This window comes from Clostridium nigeriense (assembly GCF_050585245.1).
GTDB lineage: Bacteria > Bacillota > Clostridia > Clostridiales > Clostridiaceae > Clostridium > Clostridium nigeriense_A.
This window is the reverse complement of sequence record NZ_JBNOOF010000008.1, coordinates 162381-181050: the sequence shown is the minus strand read 5'-3', so window position 1 is coordinate 181050 and position 18670 is coordinate 162381. Positions and strand designations below refer to the sequence as shown.

At 27.7% G+C, this 18670-nt stretch carries 16 protein-coding genes; 13 read left to right on the top strand and 3 right to left on the bottom strand.

The genetic code is table 11. The features are described from left to right. Positions 1–255: 255 nt before the first annotated feature. The 8 genes from ACQPUY_RS13420 to ACQPUY_RS13385 all read left to right on the top strand — a co-directional run bounded on the left by ACQPUY_RS13420 (position 256) and on the right by ACQPUY_RS13385 (position 9914). Positions 256–1218, top strand: a complete 963-nt coding sequence (locus ACQPUY_RS13420) for a polysaccharide deacetylase family protein (RefSeq protein WP_430841760.1) — start codon at positions 256–258, stop codon at positions 1216–1218. Positions 1219–1339: 121 nt separating this feature from the next. Continuing rightward, complete coding sequence (locus ACQPUY_RS13415; RefSeq protein WP_430841758.1) at positions 1340–2020, top strand: response regulator transcription factor; 681 nt, start codon at positions 1340–1342, stop codon at positions 2018–2020. Beyond that, positions 2017–3405, top strand: coding sequence for an ATP-binding protein (locus ACQPUY_RS13410; RefSeq protein ID WP_430841756.1), 1389 nt, complete (start codon positions 2017–2019; stop codon positions 3403–3405). The genes ACQPUY_RS13415 and ACQPUY_RS13410 overlap by 4 nt, the downstream gene beginning before the upstream one ends. 1 nt (position 3406) lies before the next feature. Further along, positions 3407–4888, top strand: a complete 1482-nt coding sequence (locus ACQPUY_RS13405; protein ID WP_430841754.1) for a hypothetical protein — start codon at positions 3407–3409, stop codon at positions 4886–4888. Positions 4889–4891: 3 nt separating this feature from the next. After that, positions 4892–6271: a TldD/PmbA family protein gene (locus ACQPUY_RS13400; RefSeq protein WP_430841752.1), complete on the top strand. Its 1380-nt coding sequence runs from the start codon at positions 4892–4894 to the stop codon at positions 6269–6271. Positions 6272–6284: 13 nt separating this feature from the next. Next, positions 6285–7628, top strand: coding sequence for a TldD/PmbA family protein (locus tag ACQPUY_RS13395; RefSeq protein WP_430841750.1), 1344 nt, complete (start codon positions 6285–6287; stop codon positions 7626–7628). Between the two features lie 197 nt (positions 7629–7825). Further along, a complete protein-coding gene (locus tag ACQPUY_RS13390) occupies positions 7826–8731 on the top strand; it encodes an ABC transporter ATP-binding protein (RefSeq protein WP_430841748.1) in 906 nt (301 codons plus the stop codon). Beyond that, positions 8724–9914 carry an ABC transporter permease gene (locus ACQPUY_RS13385; RefSeq protein WP_430841746.1) on the top strand — a complete coding sequence of 397 codons (1191 nt, stop codon included), beginning with the start codon at positions 8724–8726 and terminating at the stop codon, positions 9912–9914. Before ACQPUY_RS13390 ends, ACQPUY_RS13385 begins: the two co-directional genes overlap by 8 nt. Positions 9915–10080: 166 nt before the next feature. On the opposite strand, the gene ACQPUY_RS13380 is transcribed toward ACQPUY_RS13385, so the two are convergent. Continuing rightward, positions 10081–11880, bottom strand: coding sequence for an LTA synthase family protein (locus ACQPUY_RS13380; RefSeq protein WP_430841774.1), 1800 nt, complete (start codon positions 11878–11880; stop codon positions 10081–10083). 292 nt (positions 11881–12172) lie between these two features. Between ACQPUY_RS13380 and ACQPUY_RS13375 the strand changes: the two genes are divergently transcribed. Next, the gene (locus ACQPUY_RS13375) at positions 12173–13123 is read left to right on the top strand and encodes an NAD(P)/FAD-dependent oxidoreductase (RefSeq protein WP_430841744.1); all 951 of its coding nucleotides are present in this window, start codon (positions 12173–12175) and stop codon (positions 13121–13123) included. Between the two features lie 73 nt (positions 13124–13196). Here the strand turns inward: ACQPUY_RS13375 and ACQPUY_RS13370 are convergent, their stop codons facing one another. Then, positions 13197–13784, bottom strand: a complete 588-nt coding sequence (locus ACQPUY_RS13370) for a GDSL-type esterase/lipase family protein (RefSeq protein WP_430841742.1) — start codon at positions 13782–13784, stop codon at positions 13197–13199. 8 nt (positions 13785–13792) lie between these two features. Beyond that, positions 13793–14416, bottom strand: a complete 624-nt coding sequence (locus ACQPUY_RS13365; RefSeq protein WP_430841740.1) for a RusA family crossover junction endodeoxyribonuclease — start codon at positions 14414–14416, stop codon at positions 13793–13795. Between the two features lie 209 nt (positions 14417–14625). Between ACQPUY_RS13365 and tsaD the strand changes: the two genes are divergently transcribed. From tsaD to ACQPUY_RS13345, 4 genes are all read left to right on the top strand, one after another. Then, entirely contained in the window at positions 14626–15636 is a 1011-nt protein-coding gene (gene tsaD, locus ACQPUY_RS13360) for a tRNA (adenosine(37)-N6)-threonylcarbamoyltransferase complex transferase subunit TsaD (RefSeq protein WP_430841738.1), read from the top strand. Positions 15637–15658: 22 nt separating this feature from the next. After that, entirely contained in the window at positions 15659–16687 is a 1029-nt protein-coding gene (locus ACQPUY_RS13355) for an alpha/beta fold hydrolase (RefSeq protein WP_430841736.1), read from the top strand. Between the two features lie 92 nt (positions 16688–16779). After that, complete coding sequence (locus tag ACQPUY_RS13350; protein ID WP_430841734.1) at positions 16780–18027, top strand: S1C family serine protease; 1248 nt, start codon at positions 16780–16782, stop codon at positions 18025–18027. 170 nt (positions 18028–18197) lie between these two features. Then, complete coding sequence (locus ACQPUY_RS13345; protein WP_430841732.1) at positions 18198–18590, top strand: carboxypeptidase regulatory-like domain-containing protein; 393 nt, start codon at positions 18198–18200, stop codon at positions 18588–18590. The last annotated feature ends 80 nt before the right edge of the window (positions 18591–18670 follow it).

Below are 18670 nucleotides of genomic sequence, written 5' to 3'. Positions count from 1 at the left end.
CCGTGGTAGCTCAATGGTGGAGCACTCGGCTGTTAACCGATAGGTTGGAGGTTCGAATCCTCTCCACGGAGCCATTTATATTTTAAGGAACTTTATAAGAGTAGATTATAATCTATTGTTATAAAGTTCTTTTTATTTTACTCTAACTTATGTAACCTTTTCGTAATCATTATTCAACTTATTGTAAAGATTAACATAGATAATTATCTTATAATTAAATTAAGGACAAGCAATAAGTAGAAATGAGGAAGCAAAATGAATAAGAGTGAATTAATAAAAAGAAAAAAAAGAAGAAGAATAAGAAGAATAAAAAGAATGATTTTATTTACAGTAATGCTATTAATTAGTACAATCATTATGTTTCAAATTTTTGATAAAATAGATAGATTTAATACAAACTCTTACAAAGAGGCAGAAGCTTTAACAAGTAATAATGAAAATGTTACAGAGAATATAGTAGAAGAAGATAAAACTGATAAGGAAGAAGAAACAGTAAATATATTGGATAACTCAGGATATCTTAGTTTAGAAGACGATATTAATGCTGATGATGCTTCTAAAGTTCTTCCTGAAACGATGTATAAATGGAATTTTTATAGGGAAGATGGTAAAAAAATTGCATACTTAACTTTTGATGATGGACCATCTGAGCATTCTACTGAAAAAATATTAGATATATTAAAACAAAATGATATAAAAGCTACATTTTTTACATTAGGCTCATCAATAGAAAAAAATAGTAGAGCACAGCAACTTTTGAAGAGAATAGCAAACGAGGGACATGCCATTGGTAGTCATGGATATTCTCATGATTATTCAATACTTTATCCAAATAGAACAGTTGATGTGGAAGCAGTAATCAATGATTTTAAGAAAAATGATGAGATATTAAAGGAGATGTTAGGAAAAGATTTCTCTACAAGACTTATAAGATTACCAGGTGGACATTCAAGTTGGAAAGGAACAGAGCCTCTAGATAAATATCTAAAAGAAAATAATATATGGCAAGTAGATTGGAATGCTTTAAATGGAGATGCAGAAGGAAAAGATTTTCCAAAAGAAGTATTATTAAATAGATTAAAAGAGACTGTAGGAGATCAAGATGTTGTGATTATACTTATGCATGATACAGATAATAAGAAAGGTACAGTAGAATATTTACAAAATGCTATAGATTATTTGAAATCTCAGGGGTTTGAATTTAGAACATTAAAATAATATGAAGGCTATATTATAAGCATTTTAATTATAAAAAATGATTTTAATATAGCTTTTTATTGTTATATTTAAGGTATAATTTAAGTAGAACTAATATGAAATTGAGTTAAGAGGTGATTAAATGAATAAAATATTATTGGTTGAAGATGAGGAAAGTATAAGAGGATTTTTAAAAATAAATTTACAAAGAAATAATTTTAATGTTATAGAAGCTGCTACTGGTGAAGAAGGTTTAGAATTGGCTAATAAAGAAATACCTAAGATAGCTATTTTAGATGTAATGTTACCAGGTATAGACGGATTTATGGTTTGTAGTAAGTTAAGAAAAGATTTCCCTGATATAGGAATAATAATGCTTACAGCAAAAGGGCAGGATATGGATAAGATAATGGGATTAGAATATGGAGCAGATGATTATATAGTGAAACCTTTTAATCCATTAGAAGTTGTATTAAGAGTTAAAGCATTATTAAGAAGACTAGGTGAAGATGATAAGGATAAATTAGAATTAGGACCATTTATAATAGATTTGTATTCTCAAAAGGTAATGAAGAATAATATTGAGATAGATGTTACCCCAAAAGAATACTTATTAATGAAGATTTTTCTGGAAAACCCAAATAAAGCTTTTACTAGAGATGAATTATTAGATTTAGTTTGGGGAGAAAATTATTTTGGAGATGCAAAAATTATAGATGTCAATATAAGAAGGCTACGAGCAAAAGTTGAAGATAAGCCTTCTAGGCCAGATTATATAGAAACTGTATGGGGGATAGGTTATAGGTGGAAATCAAAGGAATGAAAAGCATAAGAAATCAGCTGTTAAGAGGAATAGTAGTAATTATTTTTTCTACCGTAATGGTGTTAAGTATATTACTTATGATTTTTATTAGAAAATATTATTATGATAATACTGAAAACTTATTAAAAAGTAGAATAGAGGTATCTATAGGCTTTTATAATAAGTATTTTTCTTCTAAGTCTTTAGTAGAAAATATATATGATAATGTAGATGCCTTTTGGAATGAAAATAATGCTCAAGTGGAGATCTTTGATTCTAATGGTAATTTAATTATGGATTCTATAGGAATTAAAGATAACAAGTTAATAAATGCACCAGATATAGAAAAAGCATTAAAAGGAGAGCCTTCTAGGTGGATTGGGAAGGTAGACTATTACAATAAAAAAGTTATGGCAGTTTCTTATCCATTAGAAGTAGATGGAGATATCATTGGAATAATTAGATTTATAACTTCATTAGAAGAAGCAGATAATGTTATAACTAATATAATGATAATTTTCATAAGTATATCTATAGGAGTATTAATTCTAGGTATTATATTAAGTATAATACTATCTAATAGCATAATTAATCCTATAAAATACTTAAATAATGTTGCAGAAAAAATGGGTAGCGGTAATTTGAGTGTTAGAAGTAATATAGATAGTAAAAATGAAATTGGTCAGTTATCTAATACCTTAAATTTCATGGCAGATGAGATATCAAAAAGAGAACAACTTAAAAATGAATTTATATCTCAAGTTTCCCATGAACTTAGAACTCCGTTAACAGCTATTAAGGGATGGACAATAACTTTAAATAGTGAAGAAACTGACAAAGAAATATTAAAACTTGGGTTCGAAATAATAGAAAAAGAAACAGATAGACTTACCTTGATGGTAGAAGAGCTATTAGATTTCTCAAGACTTATAAACGAAAATGTAAGTTTAGATCTTAATAAAGTTAATATCCAAGCTTTTATTAAGCATATAGAATCATTTATGGCACCTAGAGCTAACAAAGAGGATATTGACCTAAAGTTTCTTACAGAAGCTGAAGGATTTATGTATATAGATAGTAATAGGTTAAAGCAAGTTTTTATTAATTTATTAGATAATGCTTTTAAGTTTACAGAAGCTAAAGGTCATGTTACTTTTACTACATTAAGATTAAATGAAGATATAAAATTTATTATAGAAGATGATGGATGTGGAATATCAGAAGAAGATCTACCTAAAGTTAAGCAAAAGTTCTTTAAAGGAAAAAATTCAAATTCTAAAAATGGTATAGGTTTATCTATTTGTGATGAAATTATAAAACTTCATAATGGAGAATTTAATATTTATAGTAAATTAGGAATAGGTACAAGGGTGGAAGTTATTATTCCAATTCTTAAGGAGGAATAATATGAAAATACTAAAAAAATTTTTATCATTACTATTTATTTTGATATTTACATTCAACATTGGTTGTAGTAAAGTAAATGGAAAAGATACACAATCAATAAAAGCACCAGATAATGAAAACTTAAGTATTAAAGGTACATGGAAAATTGAAGATATTAATATATTAGATGAGGAAATTGAAAATAAGGATGAAATATTATCACTTAAAGATTCATTAATTAGTGTATCTAGTAATAATCTTTCAATTTTTAATAAATCTTTTTCAAACCCATCGTTTAAACTTAAGGTAGTAGATAGTAATTATATTCTATCTTATGAGTTAAACCTTACTTTAAGAGATATAATAGAAACTGAAGATATGGTTGATATAATATCATTAGTAGCATCTAATAATCTAATAGGTGAGTTCATTATTATTGATAATGATAATGGATATTTATTTTATTCGGGATTAATATTAAAGTTAGTTAGAGAGGATAATAATCCAAGAGACATAGAAGAATCTTCAAAAATGATTGAAACTGAAGTATTAGATGATGACTACAATAGTAATGTAGGAGTTATGCTTGCTTTAAAAACACCTAGAGTAGAATTAGAAGATGGAAGTTTTACTGATTCAAGTTATAGAACTTTATGGATATCATTTAAAAATAATAAAATACAGCCAATAATAGAGAAGGACGATATTATTTTTCCAAGGATAAATGGTATATGGACTATACAAAAGGAAGTGGAAAATAAGAATAACCAACATATTGAGTATTTTGTAGCTAAACCCATTGATGGAAAGGTTGATTCTCAAGTAATAGAGCAAACATCAATAAATGTATATAAGGATATAAATTTTATTGCTAATGATTATATTTCTATTGAAAAATATGAGGGAAATGATTTTAAAAATATTTTTCCTATATATCAAACAATTCCTATAGATAATATAAATTCTAAGCAAGGACTTAGTATAGAAGAAATATATTCTAATGAAGTAAAAGAAAAATATGAAAGAGATTTTAATGAAGCTTTAGAAGATATATCTAGAGTAAATAATGAAGCTTTAGTACCTAAGATAGATTATACTAACTTTACAATAAAAAGAATTGAAGGAAAATGGACATTAATGGGGAAAATTATGTCTCAAAATACTAATGAAGAAGGAAGAGATTATAAAATATCTATAAATCCAAGTAAGAAGATATTAAATTATGATACATTATTAATTCCATGGAAAGATTTTAAAAGTAGATTTCCTTTTATAGAAGATGCATATACTGCACCAACAGGTAGAGTTGCTATAGTAATATTTGATAATAAATTATTAGTTTATGAAGTAGAAGATAGAAATATAAAGGGTGGTCCATTAGTAACAATTGATTTAAATGAAAATGAAGAAGTGATAATGGCAGAATGGGCAAGCGGAGCTTATGTTGATACTTGGGATAGGGCGTTTAAGGATGGTAGAAAAATAAGTATGGAGGATGATTAAATTATGTTGTCAAAAGATATATTATCTAGTGTTTTATCTAGATGTTTAATAACAGGAGGAGATTTTGCAGAGATATTTGAAGAAGATACTATAGATACTTCTATAAGTATTTTAAATGGCAAAGTTGAAAATTCTATATCAGGAAGAACACATGGAATAGGAATAAGAATTTTTAAGGGATTTAAAAGTGTTTATGCCTATACTAATAATACAAGCTTGTCAGGATTACTAGATACTGCTGAAAAAGCAGCATTAGCTCTTGGTGAGTTAAAAGAAGAAATAAGCATAGTTTTAAATAAAAAAGAAATTATAAATAATAATCCAATATTGTATATACCTTCTTCAGTAAGTACTGATAGAAAGATTAAGGTTATGAAAGCTGGATATAAAGCAGCAAAAGAATATAATGATGAAATATCTCAAGTATCAGTAGGATATTTAGATAAAGAACAAAATATATTAATTGCTAATACTGAAGGTCTATTAACTGAAGATAAAAGAGTTAGAACAAGATTAGCAATAAGTTCTGTTGCTTCTGCTAATGGTGAAAATCAAACTGGTTTTGAAGGCCCGGGAGCACATAAAGGATTTGAATTATTTGATACTATTGATCCAGAATATTATGGAAGAGAAGCATCAAGAGTTGCTCATACTATGCTACATGCAAAAACTTGTCCAGCGGGTAAGATGACAGTTGCTATAGATAATGGTTTTGGTGGTGTTATATTCCATGAAGCTTGTGGACACTCTTTAGAAGCAACTGCAGTTGCAAAAGGAAATTCAGTATTTACAAATATGATTGGAAAGCAAATAGCTTCAACAAAAGTTACAGCTATAGATGATGGGACTATTCCTAATGCTTGGGGATCATTAAATATTGATGATGAAGGAAATAAGACTAGAAAGAATGTATTAATTGAAAATGGAATACTAAAGGGATATTTAATAGATAAATTAAATGGTAGAAGAATGGGAATGGAAGCTACAGGAAGCTCAAGAAGACAAAACTATAAATATGCTCCAACATCAAGAATGACAAATACTTATATTGCAGCAGGAAATGATGATGATGCAGAAATAATTAAATCTATTTCTGATGGATTATATGCAAAGAAAATGGGTGGTGGATCTGTAAATCCAGTAACAGGAGAATTTAACTTTGCTGTATCAGAAGGATATATAGTTAGAAATGGTGAAATACAAGAACCAGTTAGAGGCGCAAGCCTTATAGGTAAAGGTAGCGAAGTTTTAATGAATATAGATATGGTAGGAAAGAATTTAGAGCAAGGTCAAGGTATGTGTGGTTCTGTATCAGGAAGTATTCCAACTAATGTGGGTCAGCCTATGATTAGAGTTAAAGAAATAACAGTAGGTGGAAGATAAGGGGGAATATATTATGGAATTAAAAGAATTTATTGATGAATTATTTAAAGAAGCTAAAAATAATGGCTTTGATGAGTATGAAGTTTATTATGTTGATAGAGAAAGTTTAAGCATAAATGTTTATAACGAAGAAGTTGAAAAATATAATTTAACTACTTCTTATGGATTATCTTTTAGAGGAAAAATAAATGGAAAAATCGGATATTCTTATACTGAAATATTAGATGAAGATGCTATAAAAATGTTAGTAAAGAATGCTAAAGAAAGTGCATTAGCTATTGAAAATGAAGATATTCAATTTATTTATGAAGGTGATAAGGAATATAAAGAAGTAAATTCTTATTATAAAGCTTTAGAAAATCTTCCAGCAGATAAGTTAATAGATTTAGCATTAAGCATGGAAAAGGAATCTAAGAAATTAGATAGCAGAGTTAGTAGCTTTGGAGGCTGTGGAATAGGCTATAGTAAGTCTAAATATGGAATTATTAATTCTAAGGGATTAAACCTAGAAAATAAGTCTAATTTACTAAGTGCATATGTAGTACCAATTATTAAAGTGGGAGAGGATATGCAGGATGGAATGGGTTATATAACAGCAAATTCTTTAGAGGAAGTAGACCCTAAGAAATTAGCTAAAGATGGAATAGATGAAGCTATTTCAAGAATAGGTGGTAAATCAATTCCTTCTGGTAAGTATAAAACTATAATTAACAATGAAGCAATGGTTTCAATGCTTTCAACTTTTGCAGGAGTATTCAGTGGTGATGCAGCTCAAAAGGGATTAAGCTTATTAAAAGATAAAGAAGGAGAAATAATAGCAAGTAAAAAAGTAACACTATTAGATGATCCTCATTTAGAAAATGGATTATCATCAGTTCCTTTTGATGATGAAGGTGTAGCTACTAAAAAGAAAGATATAATCCATGAAGGAAAATTAATGACTTTACTTCATAATTTAAAAACTGCCTATAAAGGAAATACAAAGTCAACAGGAAACGGATTTAAAAGTTCTTATGCTTCTCCAGTAGGAGTTTCACCAACTAACTTCTATATTCAAAAAGGAAATAAATCTTTTGATGAGTTATTAGAAGAGGTGGGAGAAGGACTATTAATTACTGAATTTGCAGGACTACATTCAGGGGCAAACTCAATAACAGGAGATTTTTCATTGGCAGCAAAGGGTTTTTATATTAAAGATGGCAAAAAAGATTTTCCTGTTGAACAAATAACAGTAGCAGGAAACTTCTTTGATTTATTAAAGAATGTTACAGAGGTTGGATCTGATTTAAAATTCCCAATGAGTAGTGTAGGAAGTCCATCTATAAGAGTTGAAGGATTAAGTATAGCTGGAAAATAGATAAAGAATGGTATATATATTTAATTAAAAAGGAGAGCTTTTGCAATTTTGCAATGCTCTCTTTTGCTATATTTTGAACATTTTCTAAAACAACCTAAAACATCTTTATAAGAAAATTATTTTTGTGAAAAAATGTATACAAGAAAAATGTTAATTTATGGTATAATGAAATGCGATATGATAAGGGGGAGAGTGTTATGAGCATTTTAAGCATTAAAAATATAAATAAGAGTTATAAAAATAAAGCAGTATTAAAAGACATTAGTTTTTCAATAAATGAAGGTGAGATAGTAGCATTAATAGGTCCTAATGGGGCTGGAAAAACTACTCTCATGAAGATAATTTCAAATTTATTAGAACAGGATTCTGGTACAGTGAAAATTTGTGGATTATTAGCAAAAGATAATAGAGTAGATTATTTATCTAAATTTTCTAGTATAATTGAAACACCATCTTTATATGAAATGTTAAGCGGATATGACAATATTAATTTTATTCGAAAAATAAATAATATTTCAATGGAAAAAATGAATAGTATTTTGAAGTTTATAAACATAGGTAAATCTATAAATGATAAAGTGAAAAATTATTCCTTAGGAATGAAACAAAGATTAGCACTAGGAATAGCATTAATTACTGAACCTAAATTATTAATACTAGATGAGCCGACTAATGGATTAGATCCAGAGGGAGTTATAGAATTTAGAAGATTATTAAAAAAGTTTGCAAGTGAAAGTGGAATGAGCATATTAATATCATCTCATATTTTATCAGAGTTAGACAAGATTTGTACAAGAGTTTTATTTATAAAAGATGGAGAATTAGTAGAGATGGAAGATATTAATAAAAATAATGAAATTCAAATTATTATATTGACTGTGGAAAATCCACAAGAAACTATTAAATTAATACAAGAAATTGATTTAGTAGATAAAGTTAATATTATTGACAATAAGTTAATTATACAGGTAGATAAAAATAAGACTTCAAAATTAATGTCTAGATTAATGGAAAAAAATATAGAATATAGTAATATTGAAATACAAAATACTAACATAGAAAAAACTTATAGAGATGTTTATCTAGGAGGCAAAAATGGGTAGCTTAATAGGACTTGAAATAAAGAAATTTTGCAATAGAAGAAAAAATTTATTAGTACTAATACTATTTATAATACTATATATAATTTTTATAACTTTAAATTCTAGCCTAGAGAGTCAATTAGAAAAAAGTGAAGGTACATCAATAGATTTGGAAATTCAATCTGTAGAAGATGCATTAATAAAAACTAAAAGTGAAATTGAGAGATTACCAGATAATGAAAAATTAAAAATTATAAATAATAATTATGAAGAAGAGCTAAATTTACTTAAAGATCTAAAAAATGCATATGCAAGTGATGATTTTAACAAATATTTAGAAAGTAAAATACAATTAGATAAAAATTTGTTGATTAATATAGAGAATGGAAATGTAATATCACCACAGACTCCAAAGGAAATAAGTCAAAATATAGAGCTAAACACGTTGCTATTAGAAGAAGGGATAAAACCAATATATACATCAGTTTCCATGGAGGGATTTAATTTTATTCAATTGTTTTTAAATAGTCCTATTTCAATATTAATAGTTATTTTTATAATAATTTTAAGTGCAGATATTGTATCCAGTGAATTTGATTCTAATACTTACAAGCTATTATTTACTCAACCAATAAGTAAAATTAATATTTTGTTAAGTAAATTAGTAGCAACATTAATAATGGTGAGTATAACTTTATTTGGAATAATAACAATATGTTTTCTTGCTCTTGGATTTACAAGGGGCTTTGGGGCTATAAATTATCCTATACAATTTTACAACAATGGAGCTACTGAATATATAACTATAGGAAAATTTATATTATTTGAGTTATTACTATTTATAATGCTTATCACCTTTATTTGTATTCTATCTGTAGCTATTTCATCATTTAGTAAAAGCACCAGTAATTCAATAGCAGTTTCAATAATTGTTACTGTATCAGGATATATGCTTTCAAGTAAGGGTTTTTTTGTAAAATTTGCACATTTAAATCCATTTGTTTATTTTGATATATCCGATGTACTAAAAGGAAGTATAGCGACTTCATATGGAAATGGGAATGTTAACTTTAAATATGGAGCAATGACATTAGGTTTATCAATAATAATATTATTATTAATAAATATATTATTATTTAAAAGGAATAATGTAAATTTTAATAAAATATATAAATTGAATTATTTACGAGGTTATGAAAAATAGTTAATATTGAATATAAATATTTGGGAATTTAATAAAAAATAAGCCGTTGCATAACTTTAATTGTGCAACGGCTTATTTTAACCTTTAGTTTTAGAAGTAAATATGTTGTGTTAGGGCTACTTGGAGCTTGAAACGGAGCAACTAATATAACATATTTACTTATTTTTTATTCTTCGGTTGATAAGTAATCGCTTCGTATCATTTTATCTGAAAGCTCAACTATATTTTTATATAACTCTTTTTCTTCATCTGTAAGATTTTCACCTACAACGTCAAGATTAGTAAGAACAGCAAATGATTTATTTGTGTTTAGTAGATTTCTTCCTAATGCAGTATTTATATATTTATCATTGTCTACACCAAAAAGATATAATAATGTTGGCATAATATCTACTTGTCCACCAATTGTATCAAAAGTTTTACTTTCTTCCATATCTTTTGACCAGATTATAAATGGTATTGTATGATTACCATTATCTAAGTACCAATCTTCCTTGTTTGATAATTTTTCAATTGAACTATTATAGTATTTATGAACTCCAGTATGGTCTCCTTCAATAACAACAACAGTATTATCAAGTAAGCCTTCTTTATCTAGAAGCTCAAGGAATGTTCCAATTTGAGTATCTGTATATTTAATACTTTCGAAATAACCACCAAGTTCACTAGTATCTAGTTCATCATCTAAATTAAGGACTCTTTTTTCTTCAGGAAGATCAAATGGTCCATGGCTAGTTAATGTAACTGTAAATGCATAAAATGGTTCTTTTAATTCTTTAATCATTGGAACAACTTGTTTAAAGTAGCTTTCATCAGAAATTCCAAGACCAATTTTTTCATCTAAGTTAAATGAGTAATAATCAACAAATTTATTAAAGCCTATTCCTTTAAGTCCATTTACATAGTTCCAGAAAGATCCCTTGTCTGGATGTATTGCAATAGTTTCATAGTTCATTTCTTCTAATAAATTAGGTAATGAATTATATGTTGTAGCTGGATATCTGAAGAAGGTACTACCCCTTCTTAATGGGAACATAGATGTATTTATCATTAAGTCTGAGTCAGAGCTAGTTCCTTCATTAACTTGTTCATAAATATTAGGGAAGTATAATCCTGTATTTATTAAGTTATTTAAAACAGGTGTTATTTTTTGACCATTAATTTCTTTCCCTATAATAAAGCTTTCTAAAGATTCTACTTGAATAACTAAAAGGTTTTTACCTTCTAACATTCCAGCATATTCATTATCAGGTAAATCTTCTTTTTGTGCAAAGAATTCATTTATTTGAGCAGTCTCTTCTTCAGTCAGCTCATAAGGCTTAGAGTCTTTATACACATTATATATATCGAAAATATGATATCCTATTGGAGAAAAATACATAGCTGTATTTGTTGGATCATAATTTGAAAATAAATATCCATTTTTAACATCTTCATTTTTTAATATATGTAAATTAAAAGGCACATAAGCTATAAATAATATACTAGATATAAGTATAACTAAGAATGATATAGGAGCTCTTCTTTTTACCTTAGTATAAGATTTTCTAGTAAAGAATACAAAGATTCCTAAAATAACAAAGTCAATTAATAATAGAAAATCCATATTGCTAAACATTGAAGAGATAGTTCCACCCATATTATCTAAGTTTGCTGTTTGGGTTAATAGTAACGCAGAAGGCATTGTTAAGAATCCTCTAAAGTAACCTAAATCCAAGAAGATTAATGCAGTTACTAATATATCTATAAGAAATAAGTAAATAACTCTTCCTTTACCTTTAAATAATAATGAAAAGCTAAGAAATATTAAAACAAAAGCGTAGTAATAGTTAATAAAAGGTTTTGCTGAAGTAAGTCCTAAAGAAAAATTTAAACTATAAGGATCTTCATTAGCAACAAATCCTTGGAAAACAATACATTTTAAGATTATAGCTACGAAGGGAATTAAGAATAATAAAATTCTCATTATACCATCAAAGCTAAGTACATTAGAAAGTTTGTTTTTTATAGAGTTTAAAAACTTGTCCAAAATATATTCACCTAGTATAGTGAACAAAACTAATAAAGTTCACTAAATTTCCTTTCTTTAAGTTTGCAACACTTAAATTATAGTATAGGGTATTTTATAAATCAAACACGATTTTATTAATTTTTTATTTTTAAAATTGAATAGTCTAGTTAGTAGGCAATATTATATTTGATATTTTTTTATGATATAATATAAATATGTTTGTATTTAACATTGATGGAGGTTACCTATGCTTCAATATGATTTAATAATAATTGGAGGAGGGGCATCTGGGCTTTCTGCAGGGGTTTCTGCTCTTCAAAATGGAATTAAAAAAGTTTTAATACTAGAAAGAAATAGCAATTTAGGTGGAAATTTAAATTTATTTATACATGGTGGGTTTGGAAAATATTATTTAGGAGAAGACGTTACAGGACCAGAACTAGCTAGCGAGCTTATTAGAGAATTTAAGGCTCTTGGAGGAGAGTATAAGCTTGATACAGAGGTGCTTGATCTAACTAATGATAAAATAGTTTCTTATGTAAATCCTGAAGAAGGAATTCAAGATATAAAAGCTAGGGCAGTAATAATTGCATCAGGCTGTAGAGAGAAATTTACAGGAAATATTAATATGCCTATTCATAAATATACTGGAATATATACTTTAGTATCTGCTCATAAATTAGTAAATTTACAGGGATATTTACCAGGAAGAGAAGTAGTTATTTTAGGCAAAAATAACTGGTCTTTAATTTTAGCTAGGAGATTATTAATTGAAGGAGCTAAGGTTAATGCTATAATAGATGGATCTAATAAAGGGTTTCTTGATGAAAGTGGGAAAAGTTTCATAAGAGGCTTTGATATAAATATAATTAAAAATAGTAGAGTAGTAGATTTATATGGAAATGAGAGAATCGAAGGTATAGATATTGAAAATAATAATGATGGAACTATAAATAGTATAAACTGTGATTCGCTAATATTAACAGTTGGATATTCACCTGAAATTCAATTTCTTAGAAAAACTAATATTAGCATAGATGAAAGAAGACATATTATAGTTAATAATTATGAAACTTCAGTTAGTGGAATATATGCTTGTGGAACAGTATTAACTAGAGATACTGAAATTTTTAAAAGTGGTGAAAATGGATATAAGGTGGGAGAAATAGTTTCTAAGCACTTAAAAAATAGTAACTAGTAAAAGTATAAAATAGCATATTATCAGTAGAAATATTATAAGAAGATCTCTGAAATATGCTATTTCTATATTTCTAGCTATTAATTGTTTTTAGAAATTCATTTAAGAATAATTTATGACCATTTTCATTGAAATGAATTCCATCTATGAAAATTTCTTCTGAATTTATATTAAGAGTTAAAGAATAAAAATCTATGTAAATAATACTATATTTTTTACAAATATTAATTAACTTTTCTCTTAATAGTGGAAGATATTTTTCACAATAATCATATGTTAAAGAAGGCATAAATAGTCTATATGCATCTTTTTTTATTATTCTTGGAGGTATTCCTATAATCACATATTTAGTCTTTGTTAGAGATTCTTTAATCATTAGTTCAATATTATCTATAATTAAATCTAATGGTCTATTACTTAAAAGGTCATTAGTGCCTCCCATTATGAATATCTTTTGAGGATTAAACATAATTACATCTTCTGTAAATCTATTTAACATATCTGTAGTGGTATTTCCATTAACACCTTTATTAATAATATTCAAATATTCAGCAGCATTTGAGCTTTTAAAACTTTCTACCCATGACTTATTTTTATTTACTCCATAGCCAAAGGTTAAACTATCGCCTATAAAAACAAAATTATCTGATTTCAATATCATCACCTCAGTTAAAATAATTTATTAAAACAGTTTCTACAAATCAATGTTTTTCCAGAATTACCTTTTATTAAATTTTCTTCCTTTACTTTTTTATTGCAGAATTCGCAGACTAGCTCATTTTTAGACTCTTCTTTTTTAGTACTATTCTTTAATAGCTTGGAAGTTGAATTTTTCCTTAGACTTGAATAAATCTTTTTTTCACTAGGCTCAAGTTTTTCCTTAATAGAATAAGAAATCTCATATTTACTTTCACCAAAAAATTCAAGCTCAAATCTAGGATTTTCCTTATCGTAAAACTCTTCTGTAATTATTCTAGTTATTTGGGCATCATTAACTATAAGGCCACTTTTTTCAATACCATCAAAAATACTTTTGGTTATATTAGCAGTATCAGGATGTCTTTTTTCGCTTTTATAATAAACCTTTAATATAGCAATAAGAGATTCATCTAATATAACACCAGGGTTTTGAAGCTTTGCATAGTAAGCTATTTGTTCTTCATATATTGCATATCTATCATGTGATTTCCCTGTATTACTAGGAAGAATAGCCCTACCATCCTTATTATGCAACTTAAAATTAGATTTTGTTATAGGGGATCCCGGTACAATTACCTTGGCATATGCACTCATTAAAAAAACTCCTTCTAAAAAATTAATATATCATTAAGAATCCATTAATTCCAATAAAAAATAATGAATATTTTATTCATTCAGTATATAATAAACAATGTGACAAAAGAAAGATAGAATAAGCTATAAGCTCTATTTTAATATACATTAATTAGATAGCTTTCACAATATTAGAAAAGAATAAGAAAGTTAAAGTACGAGGTAAAAATATGGAAAGTAAATTAATATTATCAATAGAATCAAGCTGTGATGAAACATCAGCAGCTATAGTTAAAGATGGTAGAGAAGTATTATCAAATATTATATCATCTCAAATTGAAACTCATAAGCAATATGGAGGAGTAGTGCCAGAAGTTGCTTCAAGGATGCATATAGAAGTTATTAATGAAGTAGTTACAGATGCTTTAAAAGAGGCAAATGTTACTTTAGAAGATATAGATGCCATAGGAGTTACTTATGGACCAGGATTAGTTGGAGCATTATTAGTAGGATTACAATATGCAAAGGGGCTTTCATATTCTCTAAAGAAGCCTTTAGTTGGTGTAAACCATATTGAAGGTCATATTTGTGCTAATTACATAGAACATAAGGATTTAAAACCTCCTTTTGTATCATTAGTAGTATCAGGAGGACATACATTTATAGTTCATGTTAAAGATTATGGAGAATATGATGTTATAGGTCAAACAAGAGATGATGCAGCTGGAGAGGCTTATGATAAAGTTGCAAGAGCATTAGGGCTTGGATATCCAGGTGGTCCTAAAATAGATAAACTTGCAAAGGAAGGAAATGAAAATGCTATTGAATTTCCAAAGGCTAATTTCCATGATGAGACATTAGATTTCTCCTTTAGTGGAGTTAAATCTGCTGTATTAAATTATTTAAATAAATGTAAGATGCAAAATGTAGAAATAAATAAAGCAGATGTTGCTGCGTCTTTCCAAAAGGCAGTTATAGATGTTTTAAAGCAAAATGTATTAAAAACATGTAGACAAAAGAATGTGGATAAAATTGCAATTGCAGGAGGAGTAGCCTCTAATTCTGCACTAAGAGAAACATTGATAAAGGAGGCTTCAAAGGAAGGAATAAAAGTTTTATTCCCATCGCAAGTTTTATGCACAGATAATGCAGCAATGATCGGAAGTGCAGCTTATTTTAACTATATAAAGGGATTAGAAGCACCTTTAAATATAAATGCAAAGCCAAACTTAAAGTTATAGTGAGTAAAGGGGGAAGGGATAATTGAAACTTTTACCACATTCAAATGGCTTTTATAAGGTAAATATGAAGAAAGAATTGAAACCAAAGGATATAGCTAAAAATATACTTGTATCTATATTAGTAGTACTTTTAATTGGTTTTATATATCAAAGAATAAGTAATTTTATTGCAAATGAAACTCTAAAGGAAAGAGTTGACTATGCAAGAGTTGATAGTAAAAGATTAGATTATTTAATGGATGGAGAGGGAAAATATACAGTAGTTTTTGATGGAAATATTGGAACTAATTTATATCAATGGTCTGAAGTATCAGATAAACTCATTTCTGAATATGATGATGTAATTACATTTTCATATAATAGAAGGGGATATGGGTTTAGCGATAGTGGTTCAATAAGAACACCTAAAGAGCAAGCAGAAGATTTGAAATCATTGCTTAGCAAGGTTGCTGCTCCATCTCCATATATATTAGTTGGAGAAGAATATGGAAGTTTGGTTTTGACAGAATTTGCAAAGGCTTATCCTGATCTAGTTGCAGGAATTGTTTTAGTAAATCCTTTAGTTGAAGATGTTATTAATACAAATAGTTATAGAAAAAGTTTATTGTTTCAAGGAGTAAGAAGAAGCATAGAGAGTTTAGGTTCAGAAGTTGGACTGACAACATTGTTAGATAAATTAAATTTAACTTGTGATACAGATGAATTTGAAGCTAAACTTGATGAAAGAGAACTTGAGGAATTCAAAGTACATAGAACAAAATCAAGCTATAATACTGCAGTTAAGAATGAATTAAAGAATATAACTTCTGGTAATAATTCTAGTCAAGAGGAAGGTGTGTTTAGTTCTAAGCCGTATTATTTAATTGCTAAACCTGGACAAGAAGTTTTAGCAAATTTAGGAGATGCGGATTTAACAACGGTATATAGTGTTAGTTATGAAGATAATATTATATCTATGTATGAGCCAGATACAGTAATAAAAGGTATAAGACAAGTTATAAAGCAAGCGAAAGAAATAGAAAGACTTGAGAAGAATAATACGGCAAGTTAAATTTGGTAGATACATGTCATATAATTGTCACAAAGAAAGGTTATATTAATAAATGTAGCAAGGAATTATTAATATTTTAGGAGGCTTTTCAAATGAATGAAGATAATATATATGACGTAGAAAAATATGAAAATGTTAGTGGGGAAAACGAGGAAGAAATTAAAGAAGATTTTATTGATGAAGATAAAGCATTTGAAAAAGATTCATATGTTCATCCAATAAATGATATTTCGAGTACACCTAAAAGAAAAAAGAAAAAAGGAAATACTCTTTTTAAAGTAATAGCCATAGCTATAATAGCAGGATTACTAGGTGGAGGAATCGGAAGTGGTAGTGTATACTACTTATTGAAAAATAATATTATACAATCAAGTAATAAAGAGGTGACTCCAAATCCACAAACATTTAGTACTGATTCAGAAGCTTTGACAGCTAGTGAAGCATTCGAAAAGGTAGCTCCAGCTGTAGTTATAGTATCAGTTAGCGGAGTAGTAGATTATAGTGGAATTGTACCTCAAGAAACAGAAGGAATTGGTTCAGGATTTATAATAAATGAAGAAGGTTATATATTAACTAATTATCATGTTATAGAAGGTGCTAAGGAAGTTACAGTAACATTATCTGATGGAAATGATGTTAAGGCTAAAGTTGTAAATTATGATGAAAATCAAGACGTAGCAATGCTAAAGATAAGTGATGACAGTGTTAAAGTTCCAGGGGTAGTAGAACTTGGAGATTCTGATGCTTTGAAGCCAGGAGAACAAGTTATAGCAATTGGGACTCCTTTATCAAAAGAATTTAATCAAACTGTTACTAGCGGAATTGTAAGTGCAGTAAATAGAACAGTTGAAACAAGTTCTGGAGTACAATTAAACTTAATACAAACAGATGCAGCTATAAATCCTGGTAATAGTGGTGGACCTTTAGTTAATACAAAAGGTGAAGTAGTTGGAATTAATAATATGAAGATTGCTTCTGATTCTGTTGAGGGAATAGGTTTCTCAATTCCAATAAATGAAATTAAAGATAGAATAGAGTCTTTATCTAAACCAATATTAAACTTAGGGGTTTCAATAAGAGAAATTAATGCAGATCTTTCTAAGCAATATAACATGGAAGAAGGATTATATATAGTTCAAGTAACAGAATTCTCTCCAGCAGAAAAGGCTGGTTTACAAGCTGGAGATGTAATAGTTAAATTTGATGGCCAAAGAATAAAAACTTTTGATGAATTAAAGGCTATTAGAGATACTAAAAATGAAGGCGATGTTGTTAGTGTTGAGGTAGTAAGAAATGGTGAAAATAAAACCTTTAATGTTCAACTAGAGGCCAAGGAATAATATATATTAAAAGATTAGTTTCTATAAGGAACTAGTCTTTTTTACTCCTTAGGAAATTATATAGAAGTACTTTTTTAATAAAAATAAAATCAAAAAATCACAATTTTTACTTTGCCGAATAGACTATAGTATAAATAAAACTTATATTTTAAAGCTTAGGAGGCAAAGTTATGAGCGGAAGAATAGCATCATGTGAATTAAAGACAGGATGTAATGAACAAATTGAAGCAGTTATCAGATTACCAGAGGAAAAGAGATCGGTTATATTTGGAACAGTTTTAGATAGCAATAGAATGCCTGTAGTAGATGCAGTAGTAAAATTGTTGCAAGTAGTTGAAGGATATAGATATCCTTATCCTCTAACACACACTTTCACAGATTGTCATGGACAATTCTTATTAGGACCATTATGCCCAAATACAAAATATATGTTAAAGATATATAAAGATAATATAGTAATAAAATATGCAGAATTAGAGACAACATCATTTAATGGTAAGTGTATAGGAAAACCTGACAATAATAGTGGAAACAACGGCGAAGAATGCGGTTGTAATTGTTAATTTATTAAAATTGAATAATACAAAAATGCTCCTTATTATTAAGGGGCTTTTTTGTATTATAAAAATTTGATAAAATTATC